Source organism: Paracandidimonas lactea, assembly GCF_021653995.1.
Lineage (GTDB): Bacteria > Pseudomonadota > Gammaproteobacteria > Burkholderiales > Burkholderiaceae_B > Allopusillimonas > Allopusillimonas lactea.
Genome location: NZ_JAJJOZ010000001.1, coordinates 145,476 through 161,046, shown reverse-complemented (window position 1 = coordinate 161,046; position 15,571 = coordinate 145,476). Strand labels below are relative to the sequence as shown.

Annotated in this window: 10 protein-coding genes; 4 read left to right on the top strand and 6 right to left on the bottom strand. The window is 60.6% G+C overall.

What is annotated here, in order from left to right; translation table 11 throughout:
• Positions 1 to 5 precede the first annotated feature (5 nt).
• Entirely contained in the window at positions 6 to 239 is a 234-nt protein-coding gene (locus LOL23_RS00710; RefSeq protein ID WP_160976127.1) for a hypothetical protein, read from the top strand.
• 98 nt (positions 240 to 337) lie between these two features.
• On the opposite strand, the gene LOL23_RS00705 is transcribed toward LOL23_RS00710, so the two are convergent.
• The 5 genes from LOL23_RS00705 to LOL23_RS00685 all read right to left on the bottom strand — a co-directional run bounded on the left by LOL23_RS00705 (position 338) and on the right by LOL23_RS00685 (position 8,416).
• Complete coding sequence (locus LOL23_RS00705; RefSeq protein WP_160976125.1) at positions 338 to 1,660, bottom strand: extracellular solute-binding protein; 1,323 nt, start codon at positions 1,658 to 1,660, stop codon at positions 338 to 340.
• Positions 1,661 to 1,668: 8 nt separating this feature from the next.
• Positions 1,669 to 2,922 carry a D-amino acid dehydrogenase gene (locus tag LOL23_RS00700; RefSeq protein ID WP_237172984.1) on the bottom strand — a complete coding sequence of 418 codons (1,254 nt, stop codon included), beginning with the start codon at positions 2,920 to 2,922 and terminating at the stop codon, positions 1,669 to 1,671.
• A gap of 60 nt (positions 2,923 to 2,982) precedes the next feature.
• Positions 2,983 to 4,017: a CDP-6-deoxy-delta-3,4-glucoseen reductase gene (locus LOL23_RS00695; RefSeq protein ID WP_237172983.1), complete on the bottom strand. Its 1,035-nt coding sequence runs from the start codon at positions 4,015 to 4,017 to the stop codon at positions 2,983 to 2,985.
• A gap of 117 nt (positions 4,018 to 4,134) precedes the next feature.
• A complete protein-coding gene (gene parC / locus LOL23_RS00690; RefSeq protein ID WP_237172982.1) occupies positions 4,135 to 6,438 on the bottom strand; it encodes a DNA topoisomerase IV subunit A in 2,304 nt (767 codons plus the stop codon).
• 16 nt (positions 6,439 to 6,454) lie between these two features.
• Complete coding sequence (locus LOL23_RS00685) at positions 6,455 to 8,416, bottom strand: DNA topoisomerase IV subunit B (protein WP_237172981.1); 1,962 nt, start codon at positions 8,414 to 8,416, stop codon at positions 6,455 to 6,457.
• Positions 8,417 to 8,625: 209 nt separating this feature from the next.
• Here LOL23_RS00685 and trxA point away from each other — a divergent pair, with 209 nt between their 5' ends.
• The 3 genes from trxA to gdhA all read left to right on the top strand — a co-directional run bounded on the left by trxA (position 8,626) and on the right by gdhA (position 11,675).
• Positions 8,626 to 8,952 carry a thioredoxin TrxA gene (gene trxA, locus LOL23_RS00680; RefSeq protein ID WP_160976115.1) on the top strand — a complete coding sequence of 109 codons (327 nt, stop codon included), beginning with the start codon at positions 8,626 to 8,628 and terminating at the stop codon, positions 8,950 to 8,952.
• Positions 8,953 to 9,036: 84 nt separating this feature from the next.
• Positions 9,037 to 10,293, top strand: coding sequence for a transcription termination factor Rho (rho, locus tag LOL23_RS00675; RefSeq protein ID WP_160976113.1), 1,257 nt, complete (start codon positions 9,037 to 9,039; stop codon positions 10,291 to 10,293).
• Between the two features lie 38 nt (positions 10,294 to 10,331).
• A complete protein-coding gene (gdhA, locus tag LOL23_RS00670) occupies positions 10,332 to 11,675 on the top strand; it encodes an NADP-specific glutamate dehydrogenase (RefSeq protein WP_160976111.1) in 1,344 nt (447 codons plus the stop codon).
• A gap of 117 nt (positions 11,676 to 11,792) precedes the next feature.
• On the opposite strand, the gene LOL23_RS00665 is transcribed toward gdhA, so the two are convergent.
• Positions 11,793 to 15,557 (bottom strand): YhdP family protein, encoded by a 3,765-nt coding sequence (locus LOL23_RS00665; protein WP_237172980.1) that lies wholly within the window; start codon positions 15,555 to 15,557, stop codon positions 11,793 to 11,795.
• Positions 15,558 to 15,571: the final 14 nt, after the last annotated feature.

Sequence of the window (15,571 nt, the reverse complement as noted above, 5' to 3'; positions counted from 1 at the left end):
GTGGCATGCGGCGCCAGACCGAACCGGGAAGATGTCGTCGCGCAAGCGGCAAGGAGGCTGGACAATACAAAAAGGAAGAACAAGCGGCACATGACGGCAATGAGGAGGAACCGCACGGAATGGTGGTGCGTCCCGGCATGGTGCCGTCATGCCTGCGTAGCCGCCAGACCGGCTTGTACGAATGGATGGAACTGTCTGCGCCAAAAAAATCCCATGTGATCGAAGATCACATGGGATGACATAGCGTGCGGAAAATACCTTGCCCGCGCCGCTAAGCACGTCGGTGCTGGTCGACGCCGGCGCCGGCGCAAGCCTGCTTGCGCCGGCGCTTAGGCGTTTACTTGGTCGCCATCATTTTGCTCGCCTGCGCCGACGCAGTCTTGAGCGCGGTAACAGCTGGCTGCTTACCGTCGAGGGCCTGCTCGAGCGTTTGCTTGAACATCGCGTGAATGCTCGGATAGTTGTCGATCCGGAAGCCGCGGCTGTTGTCAGTGGGCGCCCTGCCATAGGCAGCGACCAGTTCCTGCCAACCGCCCAAACTCTTGAAGTAGTTGCTATCCGTCGCCTTGTACGCTTGCGCGGTGAGAGGCAGATAGCCGGTTTTCTGGAACCAGGCCGACGCGCGCTCGGGTTGCGCCAGCCAGGACAGGAATGCTGCGCTGGCCGCGTCACTGGCCTTGGCATGGCCGCTGGTTGCCCAGAGCGCCGAGCCGCTTACAAAGGGCAGACCCGGGGTGCGCGTGACCTCAGGGTAGTACGGCAGACCAGACACTGCGAAATCAAGGCCCTTGGCACCATCGAACCAGCCGAGGTTGCCCGATGTGGACAACAGGACGGCGCATTCGTTGTTGGCGAACCGCTTGGTTGCGACGCTGTCGTACTCGGGCTTGACCATGAGCTCGCTGCGTACCCAGGTGATCATCATCGACAGATGACGGATATACATCGAATCGAAGCTGAATGCTGGGTTGCCCTTGCCCTTCAAGCCGTTACCGTTGCTGACGTACAGTTGGTTGTTGACGGCGGCCAGGTTCTCGAGGTTGATCGAAACAGGCTGGTCGGACGTGGCTGGGCACTTGCGCGAGCCATTGTTGGCCAGCGTAACGAGCTGAGCCTGGAGTTCGGCCCAGGGGCGGCGTGGCTCGGCTGGTTTGATGCCGGCTTTGTTGTACGCGCCGATGTTGTAGTACATGACCGGCACTTCGGCCATGTAAGGGAAGGCGACCAGCCGCCCTTTGGCGTCGCGTACAAAAGTGTTTTTATCGGACAGAAACCAGTCGGCATTCTTGATGGGGTGTGCGGCGAGCAAGCTGTACAAGGGCTTGATGTCTTTGCGCCCCGCGGTGCTGTCGGCGGCGTGCTGGTCTTCGAGCTGCACAAGTTGAGGGCGATCGTCGGCCTTTTTTATGCCCGAAAGGGCTTGTTCGATGGCGGCCCCGTTATCGAAGGCCTTGACCTTGACGTTGACATCGTTCTGGCCACGATTGAAGTCTTTGACCAGTTTTTCGAATACATCCCGGTTATGCCCGTTGAGCGTGTGCCAAACCTGGATGTCGGTGGCGGCGAATGCGGCGCTGCTGGAACAGGCGAGCGCGCCAACGCCCAGCCACGCAATGGCACGCCCGGCGCCAGCGGCGCCGCACAAGCGAAGTAGCTTCATAGAAAGAATCAGCCTAAAAAAGGAAACTCGGGTTCGGGAGAGCGCCCGGAGATGAGATCGGCAAGTGCGCGGCCAGAGCCCGCGCCCATTGTCCAGCCCAGAGTGCCATGCCCTGTGTTCAGGTAGAGATTACGGATTTTTGCCCGGCCAACAAGCGGAACATTGGCGGGCGTGGCGGGCCGCAAGCCCGACCAGAAACGTACATTAGCAAAATCGAGGGCGCTTGGGAATAAAGCCTGTGCCTGGCGCACCATATTATCGCAACGGATTGTATTCAGTGCCCGGGAATACCCCGACAGATCGGCCGTGCCGGCCACGCGCAACTGCGTGCCCAGGCGCGTATACACAACCTGGTTGGCGCTGTCGTTCAGGCTGATGACAGGCGCCTTGCCGGCGTCAATGATATCGAATGTGGCCGAATAACCCTTGGCCGGATACACGTGACACGGCACGCCCAGCGGCACAATATATTGCGGCGTGTGAGCGCCAAGCGCCGCCACGTAGGCGTCGGCCGTGACAGTACGATACAAGCCGTCCGGACCGATCACCTCGGCCCCGGTGATCTCACCGCCGGCTGCGGACAGGCGGCTCAACTGCGTATTGAACAGAAACTCTACGCCCTGCTCCGCCGCTTTACGCGCCAGTTCGGTAACAAAAAGATACGCATCACCTGTTTCGTCACCGGGCGCGTAGTCGCCACCCACAATCTGGTTTCTTGCACCCGCCAGCGCCGGCTCGAGCGCCACCACTTCGTCGGGCGTGACAACGCGCCGGTCAATGCCAAAATCGCGCAGAATCCCGGCCATTTCCTGGGATGCTTCGAATTCGACAGGGCTGCGGTAAAACTTCAGGATGCCGGACTCGCCATGCTGATCGTCGATCTGGAGTTCTTGGCGCATGGCGCGCAGCGTGGCGAGGCTGTATTCGGCCAAGCGGACCATGGCACGTGTATTGGCCGCTACGCGCGCTGGCATGCATTCGCGCAGGAACAGCAGGCTCCATAGCCACTGACGGGTATCGAGCCGAGGCCGGAAGAGTAGTGGCGCATCATCGCGGAACAGCCAGCGCAGCAATTGCAGCGGTGCCTGCGGATTGGCCCAAGGCCCGGCACCGGAAACAGAAACATGGCCACCGATGGCACGCGTGGCGCCTTGCGCCGGCCCGGGCTCGCGGTCGATGACGACAACGTCATGGCCCGCCTGGCGCAGCCACCATGCGGTCGACACACCAATAATGCCGCTACCCAATACCGCTACTTTCATGCTTGATCCTCCCGTCGGTGCCGGCCGGCAGCCATCCGCCGGCGGGATGCCCCAGCCTCGCTATGCAGCGTCGGCCTCTGTGGTGAAAGCGTCGGCATAGAACTCATGTTCCGGCAGGCCCGCCTGCTGGGTGAAATCACGCCGGGCCGCATCGACCATGACTGGGGCGCCACAGGCGTAGACTTGGTAGCCCGCCAGATCGGGGAAATCGTCCAGCACGGCCTGATGCACGAAGCCGGTGCGGCCCGCCCAGGCGTCCTGAGGCATCGCATTGGACACCACGGGCACGTAGCGGAAGCCGGGCAGCGTCTGGGCCCATTCTCGTGCCAGCTCGTCCATGTAAAGGTCGTGCGGGCGGCGCCCGCCCCAATACAAGAACGCCTTACGCTGGCTGCCAGTGGCGATCATCTGCTCGACAATGGCCTTGATGGGAGCGAAGCCCGTGCCGCTGGCCAGCAAGATGATGGGCTTGTCGGAATCTTCGCGCAGAAAGAAAGAGCCGAAAGGCCCTTCGACACGCTGAATTTCGCGCACTTTCATTTGCGTGTCGCCAACACCGAAGACATGGTCGGTGAAAGCGCCACCGGGGGTATGGCGAATGTGCAGTTCGACCAGGTTGTTTTCTTGCGGCGGGCAGGCCATTGAATAGCTGCGGCGGCGGCCATCACGCATGATGAATTCGAGATACTGGCCCGCGTAATACCGGAAGGGATCCGCAGGCGGTAGCTGGACCTTGACGACCATGACATCGTCGGCGACCTTGTCCAGACCCATGATGCGGGCAGGCATCTTGCGAATCTGGATGTCGCTGGCCATGCGGATTTCGTGCGCCTCGATGACGAGATCAGATGCGGGCCGGGCCTGGCAGAACAAGGTGTAGCCTTGCGCAAGGTCTTCCGCCTCGAGGATATGCCCCGGTGCGGCGCCAGCGTCGTAGGTGCCCGACAACACCTTGCCCTTGCAGGTAGAGCACGCGCCGTTGCGGCAACTATAGGGCAGCACGATGCCCGCAGCCAGGGCCGCATCCAGCACGGTCTGGCCATCCGCCACTTCGAATTCGTGCTTGCTAGGAAGAACAGTAACCTTGAAACTCATATGCCCGCTTTTTATGCCTTAGGTTGTCGAGAGAAAAATACCGCCATTTTAAGCCGGACAGCGCCATCGCGATGAAGGCGTACGGCGCCGCCCCGGAACGCGCCGAAGCGTATGCCCTCAACGCGGATGCAACGTCGCCCCTTTTACCTTCACGTCAAGCAGCTTGCCCTTGCGCGCGCGCTTGCCCACGTAGTCGGCGAGCGTCGTGCCTTCGAGCTCGACGACGGTGTGCTTGTTGCGATAGATGCCATGCACTTCCAGACCTTGCTGGCCGGCTGCCACCCATTGTTCCAGAAAGTCGCCGTCGTCCAGGCTCATCAGGATGGTACCGCGCCCACCGCCCGAGAGGGTTTTGAGTTCGGCCAGATCAATCACCAGGAATCGCCCCTTGTGCGCCATCATCGCCAGTTGGGTGTCGCTGTTGCGCAAGGGAAGCGGCCTGAGCATGACATCGCCCTTTTCCAGCGTCATGAACTGTTTGCCGGCCCGCTGGCGTGTGGTGAGATCCTTGAGCGCGGCGATGAAGCCGTAGCCCGCGCGGGTGCCCAGCACATAGCGGCGCGCCGAGTCGCCAGCCACCATATGCACAATATGAGCGCCTGGCTCGAGTTCGATCATGGAGGTAATGGGCTGGCCGTCGCCACGCGCGGACGGCAGGCTGGAAATGGCCACGCTATAGACCCTGCCCCTGTCGGAAAATGCCACCAGATCGTCTGTACTGCGGCATTCAATAGCGGCGTAGAGTGTATCGCCCGACTTGAAGCTGAACTGCGCGGCATCGTGGCCGTGCCCCTGGCGCGTGCGCAGCCAGCCTTTCTGGGAGATGATGACAGTGACTGGCTCCTCGACAACCTTGACTTCCATGACCGCGCGTTCAGCAACCTCGATCAATGTGCGGCGGTCGTCGCCATAGGTTTTGGCATCGGCCTCGATTTCCTTGATCATCAGGCGCTTGAAGGCGCGCGGATTCTCCAGCAATTCCTGCAGGGCGGCTTGCTCTTCGCGCTGGGCGGCCAGCTCTTTCTCGATGCGGAAGCCTTCTAGACGGGCCAACTGGCGCAAACGCATCTCGAGAATGTCTTCAGCCTGCCGTTCTGACAAATCGAAGCGCTGCATCAAGGCTGGGCGCGGCTCGTCGGACTCGCGGATGGTTTGGATCACTTCATCGACGTTCAGGTAGACCACCATGCGGCCTTCGAGGACATGGATGCGGTCGGTAACCTTGTCAAGCCGATAGCGCGTACGGCGCGTCATGGTGTGCGCGCGAAACTCCAGCCATTCGGTAAGGATATTGCGGAGCGAACGCTGGCCCGGCCGACCGTCGGTGCCGATGCATACCAGGTTGAGCGGCACGCTGCTTTCCATGCCAGTCTGTGTGAGCAGCATCGTGACGAACTCGTCACGATCGATGCGGCTTGTTTTGGGTTCGAACACCAGCCGCACAGCGGCCTCTTTGCCCGATTCGTCGCGCACAGCGTCGAGCATGCTCAGCACCAGGGCCTTGGTCTGTTGCTGTTCGGCGGAAAGGCTTTTTTTGCCTGGCTTGACCTTGGGATTGCTGCGATCTTCGATTTCTTCGAGGATTTTTTGCGCCGACGTGCCTGGCGGCAGCTCAGTAACGACCAACTGCCACTGGCCGCGCGCCAGCTCTTCGAAGCTCCAGCGGGCGCGAGCCTTGATCGAGCCGCGGCCCGTTTCGTAAATTGCGGCGATATCCTCGGGGGCGGAAATGATCTGCCCGCCGCCCGCGAAATCGGGGCCCGGCACGTAGTTGTACAACGCTTCGTCGGCCATCGACGGATCGCGTATCAGCGCTACGCACGCGGCAGCAACTTCGCGCAGGTTGTGCGATGGGATCTCGGTAGCCATGCCCACCGCAATACCCGACGCGCCGTTGAGCAGCATGATGGGTAATCGCGCCGGCAGGTTCAAGGGCTCTTGCTGGCTGCCATCGTAATTGGCGATGAAATCGACCGTGCCTTCGTCCAGTTCATCGAGCAACAGACGCGAGAATGGCGTCAACCGCGCCTCGGTATAGCGCATGGCGGCTGCGTTGTCGCCGTCGCGCGAACCAAAATTGCCATGACCGTCGACCAAGGGGTAACGCAGCGTGAAGGACTGCGCCATGCGGACCATGGCGTCATAGGCCGCCTGATCGCCGTGGGGATGATATTTGCCGAGCACGTCGCCAACCACGCGGGCCGACTTGACCGGCTTGGCACCCGGGCCCAGGCCCATTGCCTGCATCGCATACAGGATGCGGCGCTGCACCGGCTTCTGGCCGTCGGTGACGTCGGGCAGCGCACGGCCACGCACGACAGACACCGCGTAGTCCAGATAGGCCTGCTCGGCGTAGTTTGCCAACGTAATACTATCGCTGTCCGGACCCTGATCAAACAGGCCAGGTTGGGTACTATCCATTCGTTATCTCCGGAAATCAGATGTCGACGTCGGCAAGGTTGCCTTTTTCTTCGAGCCAGTGGCGCCGCTGCGCTGATTCGCCCTTGCCCATCAGCATGTCGAACATGCGCACAGTGGCCTCAACACCAGGCTCGCCATAAGCGACCGGCAATAAACGCCGCGTGTCGGGATTCATGGTGGTATCCCAGAGTTGTTCGGCGCTCATTTCGCCCAAGCCCTTGAACCGGCTAATGCTCCAGGCTGACTCGCGCACACCTTCAGTGCGCAGTTTGTCCTGCACGATCTCAAGCTCGGCTTGATCCAGGCAGTAAACCTTCCGGGCGGGGCGCTTGCCAGAGGCTGGCACATCGACACGAAACAGCGGCGGGCGTGCCACATAGACATGCCCCGCTTCGACCAGACGAGGGAAATGGCGGAAGAACAGCGTTAGCAGCAGCACCTGAATGTGCGAACCATCGACGTCCGCGTCGGAAAGTATGCAGATGCGGCCGTAGCGCAGGCCCGAAAGATCGGGATTGTCGGCGGGGCCGTGCGGATCGACACCGATAGCCACGGAAATATCGTGGATTTCATTATTGGCGAACAGACGGTCGCGTTCGACCTCCCAGGAATTGAGCACCTTGCCGCGCAGCGGCAAAATGGCCTGGAATTCCTTGTCGCGGCCCATCTTGGCCGAACCGCCCGCCGAATCGCCTTCGACCAGGAAGATCTCGGTTTGCGAGATGTCGGATGACTCGCAGTCAGTAAGCTTGCCCGGAAGCACCGCCACACCCGAACTCTTGCGTTTCTCAACCTTCTGGGCCGACCGGGCACGGGCCTGGGCCTGGCGGATGGCGATCTCGGCCAGCTTGCGGCCGTATTCGACATTGGCATGCAGCCACAGCTCCAGCGCGTTCTTGACATAGCCACTGACCAGGCGCACGGCGTCGCGGCTGTTGAGTTTTTCTTTGATCTGGCCCTGGAACTGCGGGTCGAGCACCTTGGCCGACAGCACGAAGCTGGCGCGGGCGAAGACGTCGTCGGCGAGCAGCTTTACGCCCTTGGGGATGAGCGCATGCAGTTCGGCGAATGCCTTGACGGCATTGAACAGGCCGTCACGCAGGCCCGCCTCGTGCGTGCCGCCCGCCGTGGTGGATATAAGGTTGACATAGGATTCGCGCAGGACTTGGCCTTCGGCAGTCCAGGCCACCACCCAATGCGCCCCTTCGCCTTCGGCAAACGTTTCATCATCGTCGCCCGCATACTGGCGGCCTTCGAAAACAGGGATGACTTTTTCGACGCCTTCCAGCGAGGCTTCGAGGTAGCCGCGCAGGCCGTTGTCATACTGCCACGCGCGCACCTCGCCGGATTTCTCGGTGGTGAGTGTCACCTTGATGCCGCTGAGCAGCACCGCCTTGCTGCGCAGGGCGTGAATGAGCTCGGCCAACGGAATGGCGGCGCTGTCAAAATACTTGGGATCGGGCCAAATACGCACCAGTGTGCCGGTTTTGCGGCGCGGCGCGGTGTCAACCTGGTGTAGAGGCCGCTTGACCTCACCGTTGGCGAATTCGAGGTCATGCACGGCGCCATCACGCCACACGCGCACATGCAGGCGGGTGGACAGGGCGTTGGTGACCGAAACCCCGACACCGTGCAAACCACCCGAGAACGCATAAGCGCCGCCCTGCTTCTTGTCGAACTTGCCGCCGGCATGAAGACGCGTGAAGACGATCTCCACCACTGGCGCGTTTTCTTCGGGATGCAGCCCCACAGGAATGCCGCGCCCGTCATCCTGCACGGAAATGCTGCCGTCGGTGTGCAATGTGACGCCGATTTCACTGCCGAAGCCTGCGAGTGCCTCATCGGCGGCGTTGTCGATGACCTCCTGCAAAATGTGCAGCGGGTTGTCTGTGCGGGTATACATGCCGGGCCGCTGACGGACCGGCTCCAGCCCCTTGAGTACCTTTATCGATGCTTCGTCGTAACGTGGTATAGCCAATTTCTTCCCAATTCAGATCAGGTGAATACGTTATTTTACGGACTCCGCGAACCGCGCCCGGCCGCCTCAGGTGGTATGCTTGTCGAAATACTGCAACATACCGCTGGCGGGCAGGCACCCAAGCGGCCGGAATCGGCCCATCGCATTGTGCGACTGTGGCGCTGTCCCGTATAGTCTCTCCATACGTCCAATTCTTTTTCTTTTTTATCATGAGCGACTCCATCAAACACGTGAGCGACGCCTCGTTCGAGGCCGATGTGCTGAATTCCGACCTGCCCGTGCTGGTCGATTACTGGGCTGAATGGTGTGGCCCATGCAAAATGATCGCGCCTTTGCTTGACGATGCGGCCAAGCAGTATGCCGGTCGTGTTATCATCGCCAAGGTCAATGTCGACGAGAACCCGGATACTGCCGCCAAGTTCGGCATCCGCGGTATCCCCACCTTGATGCTGTTCAAGGGCGGCAAGGCTGCCGCAACCAAAGTAGGCGCGCTCTCCAAGTCGCAACTGGCCGCCTTCCTGGACGAATCCCTGTAACCACACCTGTACTGCTGTTTCGCGCGCGAGCCCGGTCTGGGCTCGCCACCCCCTTGCAAATACCCCCTCCCCCTTCTTCTCCCCATGCACCTCAACGAATTAAAAGCACAGCACGTTTCCAAGCTGCTGGAAATGGCCGCCGAGTTGGACATCGATAACGCCAGCCGCCTGCGCAAGCAAGAGCTGATGTTCGCCATCATGAAAAAGCGCGCCAAGCAAGGCGAGCAGATCTTCGGCGACGGCGTGCTCGAGGTGCTGCCTGACGGCTTCGGCTTCCTGCGTTCGCCTGAAACGTCGTATCTGGCCAGCACAGACGACATTTACATCTCGCCGTCGCAAATCCGCCGTTTCAACCTGCACACGGGCGATTCGATCGAAGGCGAGGTACGCACGCCCAAGGACGGGGAGCGGTATTTCGCGCTGGTCAAGGTCGACAAAGTAAACGGCATGCAGCCCGAGGCGATCAAGCATCGCATCATGTTCGAAAACCTCACGCCGCTGCACCCCGACGAGGTCATGACGCTCGAACGCAATATCAAGAGCGAAGAAAATATCACTGGCCGGATCCTCGACATCTTCGCGCCGCTTGGCAAGGGCCAGCGCGCGTTGATCGTCGCCAGCCCCAAGTCAGGCAAGACGGTGATGATGCAGCACATTGCCCATGCCATCACCACCAACTATCCCGACGCAGTCATGATCGTGCTGCTGGTGGATGAACGCCCCGAAGAAGTTACCGAAATGCAGCGCACGGTGCGCGGGGAGGTCGTGGCGTCCACCTTCGACGAGCCGGCCACCCGCCACGTGCAGGTCGCCGAAATGGTGATCGAAAAGGCCAAGCGCCTGGTCGAGCTCAAAAAAGACGTGGTCATCCTGCTCGACTCTATCACCCGACTGGCGCGCGCCTACAACACCGTCGTGCCCGCGTCGGGCAAGGTCCTCACAGGCGGTGTCGATGCCAATGCGCTGCAGCGGCCCAAGCGCTTCTTCGGCGCGGCGCGCAATCTGGAAGAAGGCGGGTCGCTCACCATCATCGGTACAGCCCTGGTTGAAACTGGCAGCCGGATGGACGAAGTGATCTATGAGGAATTCAAAGGCACCGGTAACTCCGAAGTGCACCTGGAGCGCCGCCTGGCTGAAAAACGCGTGTACCCGGCCATCAATCTGAACAAATCGGGTACGCGCCGTGAAGAGCTGCTCATCAAGCCGGACCTGCTCCAGAAAGTCTGGGTGCTACGCAAGTTCATCCACGACATGGACGAGATCGAATCCATGGAATTCATCCTGGACAAGATCCGCGCCACCAAGACCAATGCCGAGTTCTTCGACATGATGAAGAAGTAATTAACCACTTTCCTTTAAACCCCTTTAGAGCAGCCTTGATGAAACTTCCAACACTCGATCAATTCCTAGACCAGGTACGCGCGCGTGATCCGCATCAGCCGGAATTCATGCAAGCGGTCAAAGAAGTGATGACTAGTTTGTGGCCGTTCATTGAGCAAAATCCGCGTTATGCGACCCAGGGCATACTGGAGCGGCTGGTAGAACCGGAGCGCGCCATCCAGTTCCGCATCAGTTGGGTCGACGACCAGGGCCAAACCCGAATCAACCGCGGATTTCGCATTCAGCACAACTCAGCCATCGGCCCCTTCAAGGGCGGCATGCGCTTTCATCCCTCCGTCAATCTTTCTATCCTCAAGTTTCTGGCCTTCGAGCAAACGTTTAAGAACGCATTGACGACACTGCCCATGGGCGGCGGCAAAGGCGGTTCCGACTTCGACCCCAAAGGAAAATCCGATGGTGAGGTCATGCGCTTCTGCCAGGCGTTGATGATTGAACTATACCGCCACCTCGGCCCGGACACCGACGTACCGGCGGGCGATATCGGCGTGGGTGCGCGTGAAGTCGGCTATATGGCCGGCATGATGAAGAAGTTGTCCAATTCGGCCGCTTCAGTATTCACGGGTAAAGGCCTGACGTTCGGCGGCAGCCTCATCCGCCCAGAAGCCACAGGCTATGGTGCGGTGTACTTTGCGGAAGAAATGCTCAAGCAGGCCGGCCAGTCCATCGAAGGCCTCACCGTGTCTGTATCCGGATCCGGCAACGTGGCGCAATATGCCATCGAAAAATGCATGCAGTTGGGTGCCAAAGTGGTGACGGTCTCCGACTCCCACGGCGTGGCGATTGATCCGGCTGGCTTCACGACCGAAAAACTGGCCGAACTGTGTCGCGTCAAAAACGAAGAACGTGGTCGTGTGGAAACCTATGCCAAGCGCCTTGGGTTGAATTACGAAGCTGGCAAACGCCCCTGGCACGTACCGGTCGATGTCGCGCTGCCCTGCGCCACCCAGAACGAGCTCGAGCTTGAAGATGCACGTACGCTGCTTGCCAATGGCGTGCGCTGCGTAGCCGAAGGCGCCAATATGCCCACCAGCCTGGATGCGGTAGATGCCTTCCTGCATGCGGGCATTCTGTATGCGCCAGGCAAAGCCTCAAATGCAGGCGGTGTCGCGGTGTCGGGCCTCGAAATGAGCCAGAATGCCCAACGCCTGAGCTGGACGCGTGAGCAGGTCGATACGAAGCTGCATGCGATCATGCGCAATATCCACGAGAATTGCGTTAATTATGGCCGCAATGCCGACGGCAGCATCAACTACGTAAACGGCGCAAACATCGCTGGTTTCGTAAAGGTTGCCGACGCCATGCTGCAGCAAGGCCTCTACTGACACAGGCTACCCGCCGGTGTCCAGGCCCCAGGCTTGCTGACGTAAGGGCCCTTCCTCGGAAGGGCCTTTTTTATGGTGCGGCGTATGGTATGCGCCCGTGCACTGGTGACCTGATCGTCAGTTGTTCAGCGCAGGCGCCCGAGGTGCGGAGGGCGGTTGTTTTTCAGGAACGGCAAGTTCGTTGATGACGGGCGCGGACCACGGGCCGGTGATGTGGTACTGCACGGCCATGGCTTTTGCCAATGGCGTCTGCAGCAGCAACTGAGTGAGAAACGCCCCCACGCCAACAATAGGATTGATGGCGATGCCAGCGGCAATCGCTGCACCGCTGATGTCGAGATTGGGAACGACAGCGGCTTGCATATCCAGAGTTTCGTCGACGATATTGGCACTGCCTTCGAGCACGATCGTACCCGCGGGCCCATTGACGCGGTAGTCGCGCGTAGTCACCATGCCGCCGCCAATGGAAAGATTACCGCGCAGATTGTCGAAGGGGAACCCGTCCCGCCCCAGGCTTGCGGGGTTGGCCTGGCCGCGCGCCAACCGATTGACCGATTGCAGCGACAATAATTCGAGCAATCGTGCGGATTTTGAGTTGATACTACTGAAGCGCCCCTTGGCGAGATCAACCTCGACCTTGCCGTTCAGATCACTGCGGCTGAACGCCCATGGCATGTTGCGCCATTCGAACTCCCCGCCGACCGTACCCGAGCCGCCGACAACCAGGCCGGTGAACCCGGCATGCTCGAGATAGTTGCCCAGGTTCTTGAACCGGGCAGTTGCCTTGATGGTCAGCCCCCGCTGCGGGCCGGACAAGCGCCACAGGCCCGAGCCATTCAGCTCGCCATCACCGGTTCCGAGATGCAGGGCGTCAAGCCGCCACAATCGGCCATGCGATTGGTTCACGCCGCGCAGCGATAGCGAGCCTGCATGGTGGCCATAAAGCTTGAGATCCTGGATATGCAGATCGATGGCGGGAATATCCAGGGGCTCATCGCCGTCCAGCAAGCGGATGGCGTCATCGCTATTGCTTCCATCGTCAGCCGGTTTCTCCGACGACGTGCCAATCGCCATGCGGTTGAAGCGGGCATTGACGGGGCCTTCGATACGATTTCCCACCTCCCGCCACTGCACTGCCCCAGCCGTTTGGGTAGAGCTGACATCCACGCGCCATACACCTGGATTGGATTGCTGGGCAGTAAGCGTGACCTGATCAAGGGCCAAGTCGTGGAAAGTAGCGTGCTTGCTCTGCAGACGCAGGCGCGACAAGGGCGGGAAAAGTGCATGCCCGTCCGCTGCGGTGCCATCTACGCTTTGCACGTTCGCGGAGCTGCGTACTGGCGTCGCCCGCAAGGGCGTTTCGATGTCGCGACGCACCTGGTGCCAGACGTCCAGCGATGCTTCGGGAAGTTGAGCATCAATATGCAAACCTGTTGCAGGCAGCCGCGGCGCCTGGTTGACGCCGATGGAGACCGCTGCGAAGATCGGCCCGCGTTCCCGTTGGTCTCTGCGCATCAGCGCGTGAGTGTGGCTGCCGATCTCAACAGACAGCAGACGGCTGTTTTCCTGGGGCTCGCGACGCCAAACAGCCTTTAGGGGCATGGCTGTATCGGCGCTCTTGCCCAAGGGCTGAGGCAGATCGACCATCAACCCCTTCAAGGATGATGAAATCGTGAGTGCATGACTTTTATCCGGCCCTCGACGTAATACGGCACTGTATGGGATCACACCCTGTAATCGGGTAAGCACTTTAGCGTTGCCGTACTGGGCCAGCGCCCGTGTGCCGATAACGCCTTCCATGCGCAAGCCCTTCCCTTGCGCACCAATCTCGCCGGAAATGGTCATCTTGCCGCCAAGAAAGCGGCCGGCGAGATTATCGGCCTGAACGGACCGATGAGAGAAATTGAGCGTGCCGCGTATATCGGAAAGGACTGGCATATCGGGCAGCAGTCGCACCGCATTGCCATCGAAATGAATAGCGCCGTCCACTTCGGTGTCTTCCCCGCGCGTGAGCGGAATCATCAGCGATAACGGCACTCGCCACTCGCCTGTTGCCGAGGTGTCATTGAAAGAGTCGTCCAGCAACCCACCCAGCGGCGAATACTTCATGAGCGCAAGATAAGCTGATGCCGACGCAATGGTATTGCCCTTTACCGTAAGAATGGGCTCATGCTCTATATTAGGAATGCGGGCCTGAACATCGCGCAGCACGATGGCCGCGCCAGCCGCCGGACGCACGACCGCTTCGGTGGCGGTAAGGCGAAGGTCGGCGCGATGCAGCGAGGCGGTACCGCGCATGGCCTCAAGACGAGGCCAGCCCTTCGTGCCGTCATGCGGCGGCAGATAATCGATCACCCCGCCCTGATAGCGCCCCGACACCTTGAAGTCGCCGGCCTGCGGTTGCTCGGCGAACGGAAAATGCAGCAAATCACCCCGCAACAGGATATCGGCATCTTCCAGCTCTCCCGCCAGCAGCCCATGCACCATCCACGCTCGCGCATCTTCGTCCACTCGTTCGGGTAGATAGCGTACGATCGCGGAGAGGCTGGCGCGCCGGGCTTGCCCGGCAAGATCGATGATTCCAGCCATACCCTCTCCACCCTGTGTCCAGCTGCCATGCACAGTTGCCTGGATGTCGGCATTGGCGACCATGGCTTGCTGATAGGTGACACGCAAAGGACCATCGGGCGGACGCACCAGTTCGCCGCTGGCACTTACCCTGCCGAGCCTGATCGGATGGCCAAACTGGAAATCGGCCTGCATGAAAAGCCCGGTTCCCTGCAGGCTATACGCCAAATGCGGCGTCTTGCGGTTGGGCGCGCGACCAGGGTTGACATCCTCCACTGCCTGCCAGGGCCGAAATACCTGCCTATACCCTTCGATGGGCCCATCGAGATAGAGCCGCAAGGCCTGCGCCGCCACTTGCACACCTCGGCCAGGATGCCAGTTACTTCCCTGCAGGGTGACATCTGTCGTCAATGTTTTGACTTGGCCCCGCGATACGCCCGCACGCAATTGCAGTGTCGTGTGTTCGGTACTGAGCGTACGCGGCAGATCGATCCATGGCGCCAAGGCCTCGGGCCGCAAGCCCGCTATGCGTGCGTAAATATCGCCATCGACCGTAAACTCGCCAGGAAAACCCAAGGCTGGCATGGCCGAGGCGGCCTCGCTGGGCGCGCCGGGTGCGTTGCCGACATGCTGCAGTACGCCGCGTATAGTGACCGTAGAGCCTAGCTGCGAAGGCAGCGAAGCATCGAGCGAAAAGCTGCGCTGGCCGCCATGCCTGGCCAATGCAAGCGTGACGCCATGCAGATCCAGGCGCGGCGCGGCGCGCAAAGCGTCCGTCCAGCGCAGCGTGGCTTCGCTCAGTACGATGCGGTCCTGCTGCGACAGCCAGCCCAGAAGCGCCGGCAGCATATCGGAGGTGGGCGAGGCGTCAGGGCCGAACGACATGCCAAAGGCATGAAAATGGCCTTGCTCGTCGCGGCCGAGGTCAAGCTGGATGCCAGCGGCGTCCAGATTCGCGAACACGGGTGAACGCGCCAGTACACTGCGCCATGCGAGCGTGGCACGAATGCGGGGCACACGCAGCACACCCGCCTGCGGTGCACTGCCGGTACTTGAAACATTGCCGGTACTTGAAAGCGACACGCCGGTGAGTACGATGGTTGGATTCAGGCCTTTCCAGTCGGCAGTGATACGGGCGGCACGAATATGCAAGCCGTAGCGCTCTGATAAATGGGCGGTGATCTGTGGACGCCAAGTATCGATATTAGGCAGGATCCAGTATCGACCGGCCAGCACCAGCGCACATACAAGCAGATAAACTGCCAGGGCAAGAGCGCCAAGCACGTTAAGAAGGAGGCCGGATTTGCGCAACACTTATCTGTTCAATA

What these genes read in the sequence shown, in the direction of transcription:
- LOL23_RS00710 (WP_160976127.1), top strand. Translation starts at nt 6, where the DNA reads ATGCGGCGCCAGACCGAACCGGGAAGATGTCGTCGCGCAAGCGGCAAG.
- LOL23_RS00705 (WP_160976125.1), bottom strand. Translation starts at nt 1,660, where the DNA reads ATGAAGCTACTTCGCTTGTGCGGCGCCGCTGGCGCCGGGCGTGCCATT.
- LOL23_RS00700 (WP_237172984.1), bottom strand. Translation starts at nt 2,922, where the DNA reads ATGAAAGTAGCGGTATTGGGTAGCGGCATTATTGGTGTGTCGACCGCA.
- LOL23_RS00695 (WP_237172983.1), bottom strand. Translation starts at nt 4,017, where the DNA reads ATGAGTTTCAAGGTTACTGTTCTTCCTAGCAAGCACGAATTCGAAGTG.
- parC (WP_237172982.1), bottom strand. Translation starts at nt 6,438, where the DNA reads ATGGATAGTACCCAACCTGGCCTGTTTGATCAGGGTCCGGACAGCGAT.
- trxA (WP_160976115.1), top strand. Translation starts at nt 8,626, where the DNA reads ATGAGCGACTCCATCAAACACGTGAGCGACGCCTCGTTCGAGGCCGAT.
- rho (WP_160976113.1), top strand. Translation starts at nt 9,037, where the DNA reads ATGCACCTCAACGAATTAAAAGCACAGCACGTTTCCAAGCTGCTGGAA.
- gdhA (WP_160976111.1), top strand. Translation starts at nt 10,332, where the DNA reads ATGAAACTTCCAACACTCGATCAATTCCTAGACCAGGTACGCGCGCGT.